At 63.7% G+C, this 16,338-nt stretch carries 16 protein-coding genes; 10 read left to right on the top strand and 6 right to left on the bottom strand.

What is annotated here, in order from left to right:
• The first annotated feature begins 252 nt into the window (after positions 1 to 252).
• Together ACSFC5_RS19300 and ACSFC5_RS19295 are read left to right on the top strand one after the other, a co-directional pair.
• The gene (locus ACSFC5_RS19300) at positions 253 to 825 is read left to right on the top strand and encodes a magnesium transporter (RefSeq protein WP_440766847.1); all 573 of its coding nucleotides are present in this window, start codon (positions 253 to 255) and stop codon (positions 823 to 825) included.
• A 20-nt stretch (positions 826 to 845) separates the two neighbouring features.
• The gene (locus tag ACSFC5_RS19295; protein ID WP_440766991.1) at positions 846 to 1,448 is read left to right on the top strand and encodes a magnesium transporter; all 603 of its coding nucleotides are present in this window, start codon (positions 846 to 848) and stop codon (positions 1,446 to 1,448) included.
• A 20-nt stretch (positions 1,449 to 1,468) separates the two neighbouring features.
• On the opposite strand, the gene ACSFC5_RS19290 is transcribed toward ACSFC5_RS19295, so the two are convergent.
• The 3 genes from ACSFC5_RS19290 to ACSFC5_RS19280 all read right to left on the bottom strand — a co-directional run bounded on the left by ACSFC5_RS19290 (position 1,469) and on the right by ACSFC5_RS19280 (position 5,512).
• Positions 1,469 to 1,915 carry a DUF2391 family protein gene (locus ACSFC5_RS19290; RefSeq protein WP_440766846.1) on the bottom strand — a complete coding sequence of 149 codons (447 nt, stop codon included), beginning with the start codon at positions 1,913 to 1,915 and terminating at the stop codon, positions 1,469 to 1,471.
• A gap of 355 nt (positions 1,916 to 2,270) precedes the next feature.
• Entirely contained in the window at positions 2,271 to 4,226 is a 1,956-nt protein-coding gene (locus tag ACSFC5_RS19285) for an AMP-dependent synthetase/ligase (protein WP_440766845.1), read from the bottom strand.
• 359 nt (positions 4,227 to 4,585) lie between these two features.
• On the bottom strand, positions 4,586 to 5,512 hold the full coding sequence (locus tag ACSFC5_RS19280) for an MBL fold metallo-hydrolase (RefSeq protein WP_440766844.1): 927 nt from the start codon (positions 5,510 to 5,512) through the stop codon (positions 4,586 to 4,588).
• 158 nt (positions 5,513 to 5,670) lie between these two features.
• On the opposite strand from ACSFC5_RS19280, the gene ACSFC5_RS19275 reads away from it, so the two are divergent.
• Entirely contained in the window at positions 5,671 to 6,915 is a 1,245-nt protein-coding gene (locus ACSFC5_RS19275; RefSeq protein WP_440766843.1) for an ATP-binding protein, read from the top strand.
• 108 nt (positions 6,916 to 7,023) lie between these two features.
• On the opposite strand, the gene ACSFC5_RS19270 is transcribed toward ACSFC5_RS19275, so the two are convergent.
• The gene (locus ACSFC5_RS19270; RefSeq protein ID WP_440766842.1) at positions 7,024 to 7,929 is read right to left on the bottom strand and encodes a cation diffusion facilitator family transporter; all 906 of its coding nucleotides are present in this window, start codon (positions 7,927 to 7,929) and stop codon (positions 7,024 to 7,026) included.
• 244 nt (positions 7,930 to 8,173) lie between these two features.
• On the opposite strand from ACSFC5_RS19270, the gene ACSFC5_RS19265 reads away from it, so the two are divergent.
• The 6 genes from ACSFC5_RS19265 (at position 8,174) to ACSFC5_RS19240 (ending at position 11,492) form a co-directional block, all read left to right on the top strand.
• Positions 8,174 to 8,587 (top strand): fluoride efflux transporter FluC, encoded by a 414-nt coding sequence (locus tag ACSFC5_RS19265; protein ID WP_440766841.1) that lies wholly within the window; start codon positions 8,174 to 8,176, stop codon positions 8,585 to 8,587.
• On the top strand, positions 8,584 to 8,979 hold the full coding sequence (locus tag ACSFC5_RS19260; protein WP_440766840.1) for a fluoride efflux transporter FluC: 396 nt from the start codon (positions 8,584 to 8,586) through the stop codon (positions 8,977 to 8,979). The genes ACSFC5_RS19265 and ACSFC5_RS19260 overlap by 4 nt, the downstream gene beginning before the upstream one ends.
• Positions 8,980 to 9,545: 566 nt before the next feature.
• A complete protein-coding gene (locus tag ACSFC5_RS19255; RefSeq protein ID WP_440766839.1) occupies positions 9,546 to 10,115 on the top strand; it encodes a magnesium transporter in 570 nt (189 codons plus the stop codon).
• Positions 10,115 to 10,699, top strand: a complete 585-nt coding sequence (locus ACSFC5_RS19250; protein WP_440766838.1) for a magnesium transporter — start codon at positions 10,115 to 10,117, stop codon at positions 10,697 to 10,699. The genes ACSFC5_RS19255 and ACSFC5_RS19250 overlap by 1 nt, the downstream gene beginning before the upstream one ends.
• 59 nt (positions 10,700 to 10,758) lie before the next feature.
• Positions 10,759 to 11,037: a hypothetical protein gene (locus ACSFC5_RS19245; protein ID WP_440766837.1), complete on the top strand. Its 279-nt coding sequence runs from the start codon at positions 10,759 to 10,761 to the stop codon at positions 11,035 to 11,037.
• A 317-nt stretch (positions 11,038 to 11,354) separates the two neighbouring features.
• Positions 11,355 to 11,492, top strand: coding sequence for a hypothetical protein (locus ACSFC5_RS19240; protein ID WP_440766998.1), 138 nt, complete (start codon positions 11,355 to 11,357; stop codon positions 11,490 to 11,492).
• Positions 11,493 to 11,547: 55 nt separating this feature from the next.
• On the opposite strand, the gene ACSFC5_RS19235 is transcribed toward ACSFC5_RS19240, so the two are convergent.
• Positions 11,548 to 12,756 (bottom strand): potassium channel family protein, encoded by a 1,209-nt coding sequence (locus ACSFC5_RS19235; protein ID WP_440766836.1) that lies wholly within the window; start codon positions 12,754 to 12,756, stop codon positions 11,548 to 11,550.
• Positions 12,757 to 12,899: 143 nt separating this feature from the next.
• Between ACSFC5_RS19235 and serS the strand changes: the two genes are divergently transcribed.
• Complete coding sequence (serS, locus tag ACSFC5_RS19230; RefSeq protein WP_440766835.1) at positions 12,900 to 14,279, top strand: serine--tRNA ligase; 1,380 nt, start codon at positions 12,900 to 12,902, stop codon at positions 14,277 to 14,279.
• A 77-nt stretch (positions 14,280 to 14,356) separates the two neighbouring features.
• Here the strand turns inward: serS and ACSFC5_RS19225 are convergent, their stop codons facing one another.
• A complete protein-coding gene (locus ACSFC5_RS19225; RefSeq protein ID WP_440766834.1) occupies positions 14,357 to 16,033 on the bottom strand; it encodes a S8 family serine peptidase in 1,677 nt (558 codons plus the stop codon).
• Positions 16,034 to 16,338 lie beyond the last annotated feature (305 nt).

The raw sequence follows: 16,338 nt of genomic DNA, 5'->3' as shown, positions 1-16,338 counted from the left end.
TCAAACGGATACCGAGCCGTCGGGACGCCAGCCGAACTGGACGACCGGAACCCCTCATCGAACGTTCAACATCGGCGGTCAACGGAACGACCACAACCGAACGCCTGTCGTGGTCGCCCCGGACTGATTCGAACGAGTTCGGAAACCGCCGAGACGGACACTCGACGGCGAGTGTACGACTGAAGCTGTACTTCCTCACTCGTGCGGATACAATCGCGAAAACTAATGTGCCGTAGCGTCACGTACGGACAGATGGTAGGCCACGACTCCGCCGCCGACGTCTACAGACAGGCGTTGCCGGTTATCCTCGTCAGTCTCGTGGCAGGACTGTTCGCCGGCACGCTGCTCGGCACCGAAACCATGCGCGAGGGGATCGAAAGCGTCCCCGGTATCTTGCTCTTGCTCCCCGCATTTCTCGCGACGCGCGGCGGCGTCTACGGCTCGCTCGGCGCACGCCTCTCGAGCGGACTCCACCAGGGACTGATCGATCCTCACTTCGAGTGGAACGACCGCCTGCGGAACGCCGTCGTCGCCTCGTTCTTGAACGGGTTGATCGTCTCCGTCTTCATCGCGGTGTTGGCGTGGGGCATCCTGCTCGCGCTCGGTCGGGGCGGAAGCCTGCTCGAACTCGTCATCATCCTGTTCGTCGCCGCGCTCCTGTCGGCGTTCGCGATGCTCGGGGTGTTACTCACCGTGATCTTCAAGGGCTATCGTCGAGGACTCGACCCGGACAACGTCATCGGCCCCGTCGTGACGACCGTCGGTGACGTCTTCGGCGTCGCCTTCTTGCTCGTCGGCATCGCCGTCGCCGGGGTGGTCCTGTGAGTTCCAGCGACAAGGATCCGTTGAGCGTCGGCAGCGACCTCCTGCAGGGCGAGGACTTGGAGGACGACCTGCTGGCCGACTGGACCGTCGGCAACATCGTCTCGACGCTCGTCCCACTCCTGATCGCGCTCTCGATCCTGCAGATGATCTCGGGGACCGTCCTCGAGACGTTCGAAGAGCAACTGCTCGAGAACCCCTCCCTGCTCGTGTTAGTGCCCGTGATGATCGGCACCGCGGGGAATCTCGGCTCGATCATGTGCTCGCGGCTCTCGACGCAGTTGCACCTGGGGACCCTCGAGTTCTCGCCGGCCAACCCCGACATCCGGGCGAACATCGGGGCCGTCTTCGGGCTGGCGGCGACCGTCTTCGTCCTGCTCGGCATCGCCTCGTGGGGCATCGGTCGCGCGCTCGGCGGGACGCTCGGTCTCGGCACGCTCCTGTTCATCACGGTCGTCAGCGGAATGGTGCTCGCGGGCTGGGTCGTCTTCGTCAGTACCCTCTCCGTCTACGGCTCCTACAAACTCGGCTACGATCCCGACGACACGACGATCCCCGTCGTCACGAACGTCTGTGACATCACGGGCGTTCTGATCCTCTTCACCGTGGTCTGGATCGTGCTCTAACACGGAACGAGACACCCGTTCTACCGTGAGAAGACGCTGTCGGCCGTCGCCGCCCCGACGACGCTGAACACGGAACCAACGCTCACGGCTTTGAAGGTGATCAGCGCGACTTCGCCGGTCGTCTCGGTAAATTCGAGGAACGTATCGGGAGCATCGAACAAGAGTGCAAGAACCGTCACCGATCCGAACGAAACGCACATCAACGAAATGAATCTGATCGGGATACCACCAATGTGCTGCTCCTCCGTCGCATCCCGGTTCGTATCCGCCTTGTACAACGTCGCGTACCCGATGCCGAACACGATGCTCACCGTCGCCAGCGCCTGGAGGAGGCTCATGTTCGCCGCCAAGAGCCAGACTTCCTCCGTCACGACGAACGGGCCGGCGAGCAGGAAGCCACCGACGATTTGCTGTGCCGAATCAGCGGGTCGAAATCGTCGAGAACGACTCAGCCGTTGGAATTTCATACCGGAGTGTTCCGACTTGGCGACGAAATACCAACCGATCGGGAGAGCCGTATCGAATTCCGAGAGAACGGTTCGGAGAGCAGCCACCGGTCAGCCGAAACCCCCGCTATGACGGATGAACGCTGGGGAAGGAGCGGCGGTCGTTCGCTGCCAGAGATCGGGAGTTAGCGGCGAGACGTCTTGACGGTTCGATCAAGTCGCAGCCGGATTTCAGACGTCGCGGTCGAATCGGTGGGTGAACGGAGCGAAAACCGAATCGGTTTCCCAGCCCGCTCATACGGACTACTGTCAGTCAGTGACGGTGCAACCGAAAACGGCTCGCGGTTGCACTGATACATCGTTACAGCGAGCCGTATCAGTCGTCCGCGTAGATCCGGTCGACGCGGTCCTCGAACTCGTCCAAGATGACGCGCCGCTTCTTCTTCATCGACGGCGTTAGCATCTTGTTCTCCTCAGTGAACTCCCGGGGCACGAGTTCGAACTGCTTGATCGTCTCGTGCTTCTCGAAGTCCGCGTTGACCCGATCGACCTCCTGTTGGACGTACTCCCGAACGCGCTCGTCGTCACACATCGCTTCGGGGTCGTCGGGCAGGTCGATCCCCTCCTCGGCGGCCCACTCGCGAACGTGCTCCGTGTTCGGCACCAGCAACGCGCCGATGAACTTCTCGCCGTCGCCGACGACCATCGCCTGTTCGATGATCTCGCTCGCCGCGAAGCCGTCCTCGAGCGGTCCGGGCGCGACGTTTTTCCCCGTCGAGAGGACGATGATCTGTTTCGCGCGGTCGCGGAACTCGATGTAGTCGTCGGGACGCATGTGGACGATGTCGCCGGTGCGGAACCACCGGTCGCCGTCCTCGTCCTCGGTGAAGGCACTCTCGGTCGCGCCGGGCTTGTTCCAGTAGCCCTGGGTGACGTTCGGTCCCTTGACGAGGAGTTCGCCGACCTCGCCGGGGTCGTCGAACGTCTCCTGATCGACGACGGTCTCGTCGACCCGCAGGTCGATCCCCGGAAGCGCCGGGCCGATCGTCCCGATCTTCACCGCCTCCGGCGGGTTCGTCGTGACGACCGGCGAGGTCTCGGTCAGGCCGTACCCCTCGTAGATGGGCAGCCCCATCGCGTGGTAAAGCTGGCAGAGCTCCGGGGAGAGGCTGCCGCCGCCGCTGATCAACAGTTCGATTTCGCCACCGAGCGCCTCCCGGACCGTCGAGAAGACGAGTTTGTCCGCGAGCGATCGTTTGGCGTTCAGAATCCGACCCGGCGAGTCGGCTCGCTGGTACTCGACGCCGACGTCCGTCGCCCACTCGAAGATCCGCTCTTTGACCGACGACTCGCTGGCCTGCTCGCGGATCGCGTCGTAGATCTTCTCGTACACCCGCGGGACGCTCGTCGCCGTCGTCGGCTGGACGAGGCTGAAGTCCTCCTGGAGCGTCTCCGAACTCTCCGCGTAGGCGACACAGGCGCCCGTCGCGAAGAGGACGAAGTGGCCCGCCGTCCGCTCGAAGACGTGCGCCAGCGGCAGGTAGGAGACCGCCTGGGACTCCTCGTCGAGCGCCGGCACGCCGTCGGGTTTGTCCGGCCGCGGCGCGAACCGCTTGCGCACCGCGTTCACGTTCGATCGGAAGTTCCAGTGGGTCAACTGGACGCCCTTCGGCTGGCCCGTCGTCCCGCTCGTGTAGATCAGGCTCGCCAGATCGTCCAGGTCGGGCGCGTCGACGCGCGTCTGGTAGGCCTCGAGGTCGAACGTCTCCTCGCCGCGGTCGTAGACCTCGTCCAAGGTGTAGATGTCGTCGCGGTCGTCGTACCCCGAAAGCTCGTCCATCGAGACGATGAACTCGAGGTCGAGTTCGTCCTCGACCTCGAGGACGTTCTCGAGTAGCTCCTCGTTCTCGACGACGACGGCGGAGGCGTCTGGGTCGTCGAGCAGGTACTCGACCTGATTCGGCGAGGAACTCGTGTAGACCGTCGTGACGGCGGCCCCGGCGCCGAGCAGGGCGAAGTCCGACTGGGCCCACTCCATCCGAGTGTCGGCGAAGATTCCCACGCGATCCCCCTGTTCGACGCCGAGATCGTGAAAGCCCGCCGAGAGCTTGCGGACGATGTCGCGCATCTCGGTGTAAGAGATGGTCCGGAACTCGCCAGGCGTCGCGGCCGGGAGCACCGAGTCGGTCAGCGATCGGTCGTAGATCCCACCCTTGTACTTCTGTGCCGGACGGTTCGCGTTCCGTTCGGCGGACTCCTCGAACATTCGTGCGAGCGTCGTCTCCCCGATTACCTCGTCCTCGTACTCTCGTTCGGCATCCCGCCAGTTCATATACGTGTGACAGTACCTCCCGTGCGATAAAACGTGATGAAACGGAATTCATCTGTGGTCGCGTTTATTCACGTTCCGGAGAACGACTCAGCGGATCTGTCCCGCCCGATATCGACCGCTGTACCGAAAATATCCGACCCGTTTTCCCACTGTTCAGAGGTTTATGGTAACAACCGACACAATTAGGTCGAGAATCGGCATCGAGCACGGAGATCGATCGGATACGCGGAACGAAGCGAACGTTCGTACAGTTCGATCGGTAGCGGTGCGGTCGGGTCGCACCCGATGACCGGCAGAACCGCACCCGATGACCGGCGGAGACGCGGTTCACTCACTGTTCGACGCACTCGTGCCGACTATCAGTCGCGCCCGTCGAGGTGACCCAGAACGCCCCGCGTGTTCATCGCCGCCTCGGCGGTGGCCTTCTCCTCGCCCCAGACGTCGACCATCTCGCTCGAGGTCGCGAAGTGTTCGATTACGGCGTCGTCGTCCCCGAGTTCCGCCCGCTTCGTCTCGACGGCATCGACCCACTCGCCGAGGACGGTCGCGTACTCCTCGAGCGCCCGGTCGACGTCGTCGCCGACCTCCCGCGGGCCGTAGTGCGTATAGCAGAGCACGTCCGGATCGATCGATTTCAGCGTTTCGCAGTCCTCGAGACACTGCTCGAGGTGGAAGTCCGACGGCGGCGACGTCTCCCGAATCTCCTCGGTGCTGGGCACCCAGATTCCCGCCGCGTCGCCGGTGAAGACGGCGTCGTTCGCCGGGTCCTCGAAGACGACCTGGTGGAACGCGTGGCCCGGTGCCTCGTGGACGCGCAGTTCGTGGTCGCCGAGGTCGACGACGTCGCCGTCTTCGATCTCGACGACGCGCTCCTCGTCGAGCGGTCGCGGCTCGACGTAGTACTCCCACTGCTCGCCAACGGCGGCTTTCGTGCCGGCGACGAGTCGCTCGGGGTCGATGAGCAGCCCCGCCCCGGCGGCCGGGACGTAAACGTCCGCATTGGGGCACGCCTCGGCGAGAAAGCCCGCCCCGCCGGCGTGATCGAGGTGGATGTGGGTCACCGCGATCACTTCGAGGGCCGATCGCTCGATCCCGAGTTCGTCGAGGGCCTCGAGGATCAGTTCGTGGTTGGTGCCGAGTCCCGTTTCGACGACGGCGGGTCGCTCGTCGTCGAGAATGTAGGCGGCCCCGTACTCCGGTACGTCGTACATGCCGGTGTCGAGATAGTAACAGTCCGTACAGTCGCCGACCGTCACCTCGCGAACGTCGCCGATATCCGGTTCCATACCGGTAGCCTGTCGCCGTGCAGGATAAAAGCTGGCGTCGCGGCCGAATGAACGACTGTGGGGTCTCGCGTCGGTCGTGGCCGTTACACCCATTACCACGGGAAGCCGTTGCTACCCTGTATGGGGGAGCACACCGCGCCGGCATCGACGAGACTGCCATGAGCGGCGGCGCCGTTCGGCAACCAACCAACCCGACAGTGCCGTGGCTCATCGGCGGCTTCGGTAGTCTTTCGTTCGCCTTCTTTCTCGGCTGGAGTCGCTGGTTCGCGTCGGAACTCGACGCGACGGCTATCGCACTGGGCTTCCTAACGGTCGCCGTCCCCGCGCTCGGACTGGTCTGGGGCGGCTATCGACTCGAGCGAAGCACGGTCGGCCTCGACCGGTACGGGCGCATCGCGCAGTGGTGTTTCGGCGGTGGGATCGGCTTTCTGGCGATCAACGTCCTCATCATGGTCTTTTTCCCCTGGCCGTCCACTACCGGCAACATCTCCTGGGCGCAGTTCTCGCTGAACGTGGGCGCCGTCGGCGGATTCGCCGTCGGCTACGTCGAAGCCCGAGCGATCCAGCGCGAAGTCGAGGCGACGGCGGCCGCCGTCCGCGCGGAGCGACTCGCGGACGAACGGAAGGTGCTCACCTACCTGAACGATCTCCTGCGACACGAGGTGCTGAACAGTACCCAGATCATCGGCGGCCACGCCTCGTTGCTGCTCGAGGACGCCGACGACCGCTCGCGACCCCACCTCGAGACGATCGATCGCGAGAGCGACGCGCTCACCGACGTGATCGACGACGTCCGGGCGATGTTGAACGCGAATCGGGAGCCGGACGTGTCCGGGACCGTCGACATCGGTGCGTTGCTGGAGGCCGAACTGAGGAGCCTCGACGACCGGTTCGATGCACTCGAGATCGACGCCGATGTCCCCGACGACGTGTTCGTCGCGGGAAACGAGGGCCTCAGATGGGTTTTCGAGAACCTACTCGAGAACGCCGTCGAACACAACGACGGCGAGCAACCGCGGGTCGCGGTCACCGTCGCGACCCGACCCGAGACGGTGGCCGTCGAAATCGCGGACGACGGGCCGGGAATTCCGCCCGAAACGCGCGAGACGCTGTTCGAGCGAAAGTCGGAGAACCACGGGTTGGGGCTGTACCTCGTCCGGATCCTGGTGGGCCGATACGGCGGAGCCGTCGAACTGACGGCGACCGGACCCGATGGGAGCGTCTTCACCGTCACGCTGCCTCGAGCGCACGGTCCGGACGACACGGATGGAGAACCGGCACGCGCTCCGGTTACGGACGGGGACGTGTCGGAGACGGCGACTGCGGAACGCGCGGAGACCGAATCGATCCCGAACACGGGTTCAGAGTCGGACGACGGGGAGGCGGGGACGGGATTTCCTTGAACTAACGTCTCGAGACGCCGGCCGCGGGCCGGTGATCGCTCGTCTCCGAACGGAGCGGTCACGAGCGGTGACTACCGAGGAGACCGTCGATCAATCACCGACGGCAGCTTATCGCTCTTCGAGGCAGTCTTTCCACTCGCCGATCCCCGACGGATCGAGGTGGACGTGCGCGTCACCGACGTCCTCGAGTTCCCGGAGCCGGTCCACCAGTTCCGACTCGATGTCGTGAGCCTGTCGGAACGGCATGTTGCCGTCGACCTCGACGTGAACTTCCACCTCGAGGACGGTTCCGTCGTAAAAGACGGTCAGATCGTGGACGCCCCGAACCTCTGGGTGATTGCGCAGGCGCTCGGTGATCGCTACGCGCTTTTCGGGGTCCGGTGCGGCCCCGATGAGGTAGTCGACGTTCTCGCGGCCGATCTCGACGCCCTGGTAGACGACCAGCAGACTGACGAGACCGCCGGCGATGGGATCGAGCAGCGGGAATCCGAGGAAGACTCCGAGAACGCCGACGACGGCCGCAAAGGAGGTGTAGATATCGTTCAGACAGTCCGTCGCAAGCGCCTTCAGCGCGGTCGAGTCGAGGTCCTCGTTGACCCGCGTCGTGTACCAGTAGACGAGATACATGTCGACGATCGCAAACGCCAACGCGGCGAGCAACAGCAGGCTCGCGTCCGGCGGCTCCTGCTCGAGGAGCCCCTGGATGGACTCCGAGAGCAACAGCAGGCCGAGGACGGCGATGATCGCGCCGACGAACAGCGCCGTCAGCGGCTCGATCCGGTCGTGTCCGTGCGGATGCGTGTCGTCGGGTTCATCGTAGGAACTCCGGCCCCAGATCAACACGACGACGCTCGCGACCAGATCCGCGACCGAGTGGGCCGCGTCGGCGACCAGCGCAACGCTGCCGAACGCAAGCCCCACTGCCCCCTCGACGACGATTTTCACGGCGTTGCCGAGAACGTTCGCCCACGAGGCTCGCATGAACCCGCGTCGATCCGCCTCGGCGTCGGTCATGGCAGGGATTAGAGGGAGTCTAAACTTGGGTCTTTCCTTCTGGTTTCGGTCGACGCGACGACCGTCGGTCAGAGTGACGAATCCGCAATCCTCAATCCCATCCTGTGAGAACACCGGCGTATCCGGGCGATGGGGCCCGCCCGACCCAACTGCCGAACGCTCGCAGCCGACGTGACCGAGGTCGGTTCGCCGACGGTCGCATCGGACGCGAGGGCGGCTGACGGTCCCTGGTACCTCATCAGCCATGACAGCCCACCCCATCGTTCGACTCGAGACGCTCGCACTGATCGGTATCGGCGGCTTCGCCGGCGCGAACCTTCGGTACTTCGTCCTCGGCCTGTTTTCGGACGTCCAGGCCGTATTGCTGGTCAACGTCCTCGGCTGTTTCGCGCTCGGGTTTCTGGTCTACGAAGCCGAGTACGCGGGGCTCGTCGCCGGAAGCTCCCGAACCGTCTTCACGACCGGCTTCCTCTCGTCGCTGACGACCTACAGCACGTTCGCGATCCAGTCCGCGCTTGCGGCCGACCCGCTCCTATTCGTCGCCATCGTCGCTGCGAACTACGGACTCGGCTTTACCGCCGTCCTCGCGAGTCGAGAGCTCGCACGCCGGCTTCGCGACGACGACCCCACTCCCGCTGCGGGAGGTGAGACGGCGTGATCGAAAACACGTTTCCCGGGTTCGTTACCTTCGACCCCGAACCCGCACACATCGTCGGCACTGGCGGCGCGATTGGAGCCGTGTTGCGCCACTGGGTCTACCTGCAGTTCTCGAGCGATCGGTTCCCCTGGCCGACGCTCGCGGTGAACGTGCTCGGCAGTTTCGTCTTCGGACTCGCGATGTTCGCCGGCGCGGGCGAGTCGACGCTCCAGTTCGTCGGAACCGGAATCTGCGGCGCGTTCACGACGTTCTCATCGTTCTCCGTCGAGACCGTCCGACTGTACGAGCGCGGCGACCGACTGCTCGCCGTCGTCAACGCCGGGGGAAACCTCGCGCTCTCGCTTCTGGCGATCGGGCTCGCGTGGGGGCTCGTTTCCCTCGGTCCGTTTTAATCGTCCGACGACGTACAGCAGCGTCAGTCGGGCGTCCAACAATTTCTCGAGTGCGTACTCGAGGACCGGTCGCGCGAGTCTCGTGCCGTCGACGGGGACGAGAATCTGGCAGTCGATACGATTGTAGCCGGAGCGTACGCAAAAAGAAATACCAGTCACGGATCGAGTGCTGATTCGACCCGGAGAGCACCGTCTGTTGACAAGACCTCCCCAGCCCGGTCACCGCTGTCTCGAGACGTATCGTAGTCACTGCAACGGTTTACACACTGATCGCCGACCCGTCCGGCGATCAGGTGTCCACTGACTTGCAGTGGCTAGTATACCTGTGCGAAACGCGAACTCGTCGTTCGACATCGCCGTCAGGCGACGGTGAAGTCAGAAACAGAAACTCGATCGAATGCCGGCGTCCGGAGGGCAGCGATCGGATCGGTTCCGGACCGTCTGGGAACGGGAGCGATCGATCCCGTCGATCGTACCGAACCGTCGACCCGCAGAGACGCTCGTCGTTCCCACTGCTGTCGCTTCAGTCCCGGTACGTTTAACATCGGACTCAGTGATTTGCTGATATGAGCGTTCGCGGTGACTTCTGGTCCATCTACCGGGAGGCGCTCCCCATCCTGTTGATCGCACTGGGTGGCGGACTCTTCGCCGGGCTTGTTCTCGAGGGAATCCTCGAGAGCGTCGAGCGGTTTCCCGGCCTGCTCGTGATGGTGCCCGTGTTTCTGGCGACGCGAGGAAACGTCTACGGCGCGCTGGGTGGGCGTATCTCGAGCGGGCTCCACCAGGGGCTTCTCGAACCCCGATTCGAGCGGAACGATCGGCTGGTCAACGCCGTCGTCGCCTCGTTCGTCAACGGGATCGGCATCTCGGTCATCATCGGCGTGGTTACCTGGGCCGCGTTGCTGGTGCTCGGCTGGGAGGTCGCCGCCCTGTACGAACTCGTCGGCATTATGCTGATCGCCGGCGTTTTGACCTCGGTCGTCCTCATCTTCGGCCTGCTCGCGCTGATCTTTCTGGGCTACGAGTACGGTTACGATCCGGACAACCTCGTCGGCCCGATCGTGACGACCCTCGGTGACATCTTCGGAATGCTGTTCATGCTGTTCGCGATCGGTCTCGTGGAGGTGCTCGTCTGATGGTCGCCCCCGCCGGCGGCTCGCTCGGGACCTGGGAGTGGAAACGCATCGTCGCCAACATGTTCCCGCTGCTCGTTGCGCTCTCGATCATCGTCCTCTGGGCCGGAGTCACGCTCGAGGGAGCCGAGGAGATGTTAGAAGAGTTCGCCGTCCTCGCCGTGATGGTGCCGACGATGGTCGACATGGGCGGCAACCTCGGCGCGATCTTGAGTTCGCGGCTGTCGACGCGCTTTCACCTGGGGACGACCGAACTCGACCCGCGCGATCGAGAACTCTGGGCGAACGTGGCGGCGATTCTCGCACTCGCGGCGACGATCTTTACGGCGCTGGCGATCGGTGCAGCCGCGATCGACGCGATCGTTTTCGGCAGGGTCGTCGGCTTCGGTCCGCTCCTCCTCATCTCGCTCGTCAGCGGGATGTCGGTCGCCGTCATCGCGATCGTCTTCAGCTTCGCGGCGACCTACGGCTCCTACCGATTGGGGATCGACCCCGACGACACGACGATTCCGATCGTCACCAACGTCGTCGACGTCTTCGGGATGGTCATCTTCATCGGTGTTTCGGCGGTCGTACTCGGTTTCTGACTCGGCGCGGTCGGTACGTGACCGGAATCTACACGGGGAATCCGTTCGTTGCTGTACGCGTGTCACCAACCGTCGACGATCTCCGAAACGAAATCCGACAGGCCGTGGGTCGGTACGAGCGCGTGGAGTCGACCGCCTTTACGAAAGAAGCGCTCGCGGCGATCTGCGAGTCCGTCGACTACGATCTCGGGACGAACGGCCTCCCCTCGAAACCCCAGATGCGTGCGGGGATTCTCTGGAAAATCGGCGTCCTCGAGGACGACGATCCGGAGCGCGCCGAGCGTCCGCTCCGAAAGGCGGAACTCGAATCGGTCGCGAGCGCGCTTCGAGACGAGTAACGGCGATCGATGCGAGCGGCCCACCGGTAGTCGACGAGTGTACTGCTGACGAGCGACGAGTGTACTGCTGACGAGTGATGAGAACACCGGTGACGCGCAACGAGCGAGCCGCGGGCTAACGGGGCGTAGAGAACCGCTTCGGACGGTGTCCGCGAACTCGTGAAATCGCCGTCTGCTGCCCGTCCGTCGGACGTCTGACTGAGTTTCAAGTGTGACGATGTGGGCCTCATCTGTATGGTCACCCACCCGACCCGACGCAGCCGACCACGACAGTCCCCCCACCGAGAGCCCCCAGGACGGAGGCGAGCGGACCGATGATGGGATTGCTCCGGACGATCCAGTTCCAGAAACAGCCACCGACGCTCGTGCCGCTCACCCTCGCCATCGTCGTCGCCGTCCTCGGCGCGCTCGTCTACCTCGAACTCGTCTCGATGCTGCTCGCCTACGCCGGATAGCAGTCGACTACAGAAACAGAGAATCGGAATCGAGACGGACACCCTCGCGACTCGATCACGCTCGAGCCAGTTCTTCGAACGCCTCCGCGGCTGTTCGGGTCCCCTTCGAGATCAAGACGTCGCCGCCGCGGAGTTCGGCGTCAGCATCGGTCACTAGCAGCCACCCCTCATCGGGCCGACGGATGGCGATCACCGACATCGTCGACTCGACATCGGGAACGCCCGCCGCCACCGCGGTCCCGTCGAGTTCGCTCCCGGGTTCGATCTCGACGCGCGTGATGATTTCGTCGCTCTCCTGGACGGCAAGCTGGACGACGGGGTGAACCTCGATATCCCGGAGCACGCCCTCGCTGATGTCGATCGCCGCGTCGCTGATAACTTCCGTGCTGGTCCCCAGTCGGATGAGTCCCCGCAGCGCCACCGGGTCCTCCGCGTCGGCGGCCGCCCGGAGCGTCCAGGCCTCGAACCGGGACTGCATGGCGTCGACCTCGACCTCCAGATTGCGGACCTCCTCGGCCAGCTCCGCGCTGTCGAACAGCACGCTGCTGTAGGCCAGATCGACCGCCAGCTCCGAGAGATTCTTCATGTGGATAATCGTGTCCACGGCGCGCTCGAGGTCCGGAATGCCCGGATCATCGACGGTCGGCGTCTCGTAGATGTCGCCGGTCAACACCTCGCAGACGTTGCCGATCGCCGTATCGGGACCGCGGAGGAGCGCGACGTCGCCGCTCGAGACGGTCGTCGTCGGCCCGGGATTCAACAGCCAGTCCTGACCGCGTCGGAGCGCGATTACGCGCACGCCGGTCTCGGACTCGAGGTTGATATCCTCGAGCGTGCGGTCGGCGTACTCCGAGTCGGGATCGACGACGCCGCGAACGAGCACTTCGGCGGCCTCGGGCAGGGCGGCGCGCATGGCTTCTGGTAGTCCCATCTCCTCTAAGACGATCTTCGCGATGTCGCCCGCCGCGTCGCTGATCGCGTCGGCGGCCGCGACGATCCCCAGCACGGGCGCGAGCTCTTCTGCGTCGGCCGGCTTGCGGACGGCCATCATGAGGCTCATCCGCGCGCGAAGCTCGAGGACGTTCATCCGCTCTTCGAGTCGAAGCACCTCCTGTGCGAGATCCGCGTTGCGGTGGAGGACGGCCGAGTACGAGAGGTCGATGAGTAACTCCGCGGTGTCTTTCATCTCGATGAGCACGTCCTTGACGCTAACCGGTTCGTACTCCACCGATACCGACGACGCTTCGCCCTCGAGCGGGTCCATAGGTCGAACTCGGTCGCCCGTCGAAAAAAGCGTTTCCCGCGAGAACCGGGCCGACGAGCCATCGATCGACCGCACCGACCAGCGCAGTCGCTCGACGCTGGCTTCCGACACGGTTTTGGCCGGGCGCAAAGAACGCACGAGCAATGCTCGACCGGACCTATCTACGCGACAACCCCGAGGCGGTACGCGATGGCCTCGAGGCTCGAGGTGCCGACGTCGATCTCGACGAACTCCTCGAGATCGACGAACGCTGGCGGGAACTGAAAGCTCGCGGCGACGAACTCCGTCACGAGCGCAACCAGGTCACTCAGCAGATCGGCGAACTGGTCGCCGACGGCAAACAGGAGGAGAAGGACGAGGCGATCGCCCAGTCGAAGGAGCTCAAAACCGATATCGAGGAGGTAGAGAGCGAGGCCACCGAACTGCAGGACGAACTCGAAGAGCGCCTGCTCGAGGTGCCACAGCTCCCCCACGAGAGCGTCCCGAAAGGCGTCGACGAACGCCACAACGTCGAGGACCGGCGTTGGGGGTTCGACGACCTCCGCGTCGACGCCGACGAGATCACCCCCCACTACGAACTCGGCGAGGACCTGGACATCATCGACGAGGCCCGCGGTGCCAAGACCACCGGCTCGGGCTTTTACTTCCTCAAAGGCGACGGCGCGCGACTCGAGCACGCGCTGATCCAGTTCATGCTGGATCTCCACCGTGAACAGGAGTACGTCGACGTCTTCCCGCCGGTTCCCGTCACGAGCGAGTCGATGCGCGGCACCGGCCAACTCCCCAAGTTCGCCGACGACGCCTACCGGCTCGGAGGGAGCAACGAAGAGGAGTACGAGGACGACGACCTCTGGCTCTGTCCCACCGCGGAGGTGCCGGTCACCAACATGTACGCCGATGAGATCCTCCTGAAGGACGATCTCCCGCTCAAACACCAGGCCTATACCCCGAACTTCCGTCGCGAAGCCGGCGAGCACGGCACCGAAACCCGCGGCATCGTCCGCGTCCACCAGTTCAACAAGGTCGAACTGGTCAACTTCGTCGAACCCGAGGCAAGCTACGACCGCCTCGAGGCCCTGCTCAGCGAGGCCGAGGAAGTGCTCCGGCAGCTGGGACTGCCCTACCGCATCCTCGAGCTCTGCACCGGTGATCTGACCTTTGCCAGCGCCAAAACGTACGACATCGAGGTCTGGGCTCCCGGCGACGATATGGACGACGGCCCCGAAGACGGCGGCCGCTGGCTCGAGGTCTCGTCGGCCTCGAACTTCGAGGAGTTCCAGGCCCGACGCGCCGGCCTGCGCTACCGGCCCGAGCGCCACGAGTCGGCCGAGTACCTCCACACCCTGAACGCCTCGGGACTGGCGATTCCGCGCGTGATGGTGGCGATTCTCGAGTACTACCAGAACGACGACGGCACAGTAGAGATTCCCGAGGCGCTGCAGCCGTACATGGGTGGACAAGAGGTCATTGAAGGCCACGAGAAGGTCGGCGAGAGTGCGCTCGGTGCAGGCGAACGGGAGTGACGACCGCTCTTCCGTTGTCCTGATATCACCGTCCGAAGAAATGTGTTTGTGGGTCCGCGTCGGAATCGGTTACCGCATTACTGACCCAATTCCTCGACCGTGATCGTGTAGGAGCCGCTGCCGCTGTACCGATTAACCAGGATCCCGAACGCCTCGTCGCCGTCGAGATTGACCTCAATCACCTCGTCAGCGCCCCAGTCGGCCGACGCCTCGTCGTAGTCGCTAGTCGTCGGCTGGCGACCGTCGAGGGTCAGATAGAGATCGAACGTCGCGTCAGTGGAGGGACCGTCTAGCGTGACGGTAGCGCTACAGGGGTTCTCCGTCGCGAGTTCGTAGCTGTAGCTGTCGCTCTGGTTGCCCCACCAGCCGTCGCTGAGGGATCCCTCGGCGCTGGCGGTGTTTTCTTCGTCGCCGCACTCGTCCGGGTCAGGATCAGGGTCCGGATCCGGGTTCGGCTCTGTTCCCGGCTCCGACGTCACTGCGTTGCCCGCATCCACGCGGCCGTATCCCTGTTCATCGTCCGAGAGGCCGATATCGACGGCCGTTTCGTGGAGATGACTTCGAAGTTCCTCGTTCGAGAGCGACGGCCACGCCGAAAGTGTAAGTCCGGCAACGCCCGCGACGACGGGCGACGCCATCGACGTCCCGGAGAAGGAGTCGTAATCGTCCCAGTTGACCGTCGAAAGGACGTCGCCTCCGGGAGCGGCCAGTTCCGTTTCCGGCCCGACGTTCGAGAACGCCGACAACGTCTCACCCTCGTCGAGCGAGGAGACAGCCATTACCGTTTCGTAGGCGGCCGGGTACGAGACGCTGCCGCCGTAATCGTTACCGGCCGCTGCGACGAGTAGCGATCCCTCGTTCTGGGCGTAGGCACATGCGTCCGCCATCAGCTGCGTGTACCCGCCACCACCCAGCGACATGTTGACGACGTCGGCACCCTGGTCGGCAGACCACTGGATCGCGTCGGCGATGTCCGTCAGAGACCCGCCGCCGCCGTCGCCCAGTGCTCGAGCCGACAGCATCGAACAGTTCGAGATGCCGGCGTGGCCCTCACCGTTGTCAGTCCCACCGGCCGCGATCCCGCCAACGTGGGTACCGTGGTTCTCGCCGACGCTGGCGGGGTAGGGATCGCCGTCGCCCGAGACGAAGTCGTACCCGTAGTTCGAAACGGTACCGTCCATGTTCTCCGCGAGGTTGGGGTGGTCGTACTGCACCCCCTGGTCGACGATCGAGATCGTCACGTCCGGGTCACCGAGCGTTGTCTCCCAGGCTTCAGAACAGTTGACCTGCTGTGGCGCGTATTGCCTGTCGAACAGGGGATCGTTGACGGCGCTTACGTCGACGTCTTCGGTACCCGCGCCATCGTCCTCAGTGTCGTTCTCGAGAGCCTGCATCTCGAGCGTCTCGAAGGTGACGTTGTCTTCGGCGTACTCGATTCCCTTGCCCTGCAAAACGTTCTGTTTGAAGTTTTCTTTCGCCGTTCCGGCCGCGTTTTCGGGGAACTCCACGGCCGCATAGCCGAGCGTTTCGTTAGTATGGACGATCTTTGCGTTACTCGGAATCTGCGGCCTAACCGCCTGTTCCGGACTCGAGACTGAGGCGCCGACACCGACGACAATTTCGTTCTTTTTTGGCCCCGGTTTGCGACCCGGAGTCGCGGATGCGACGCCGCTGAGGCCGAACAGCGCGCCGAGCGCGCCGGCTGCTTGCAGCACCGATCGCCTGTCAAGATCACGGGTGTTATTTTCTAACATAACCCGGAAGATCGTATTCTAACCAATTATTAAATACTTTTTAAATCTTTCAGGATTCAATAAAACATCGAAGGGGTCTCCACTAACACGTGCGTTCCCGCTGCGCTCATCGTGTTTTTCACAGAGGGGTTACTCATTACTATATTCGTCAAAAGAATAAACATAGTTTAGGTTTAGATAAATTAATTCTGTCGACCATAAAAAGTCGGATTATGGGCGAAGATGCAGTTACCGACCGATTTCGAATCCAGGAATCAACTATCGGTATCCCTTCGGCCGACAACAATCGGTTCGATCCGCCGAAC

This window comes from Natronorubrum marinum (assembly GCF_052040125.1).
GTDB lineage: Archaea > Halobacteriota > Halobacteria > Halobacteriales > Natrialbaceae > Natronorubrum.
This window is presented reverse-complemented; position numbering and strand designations above follow the sequence as displayed.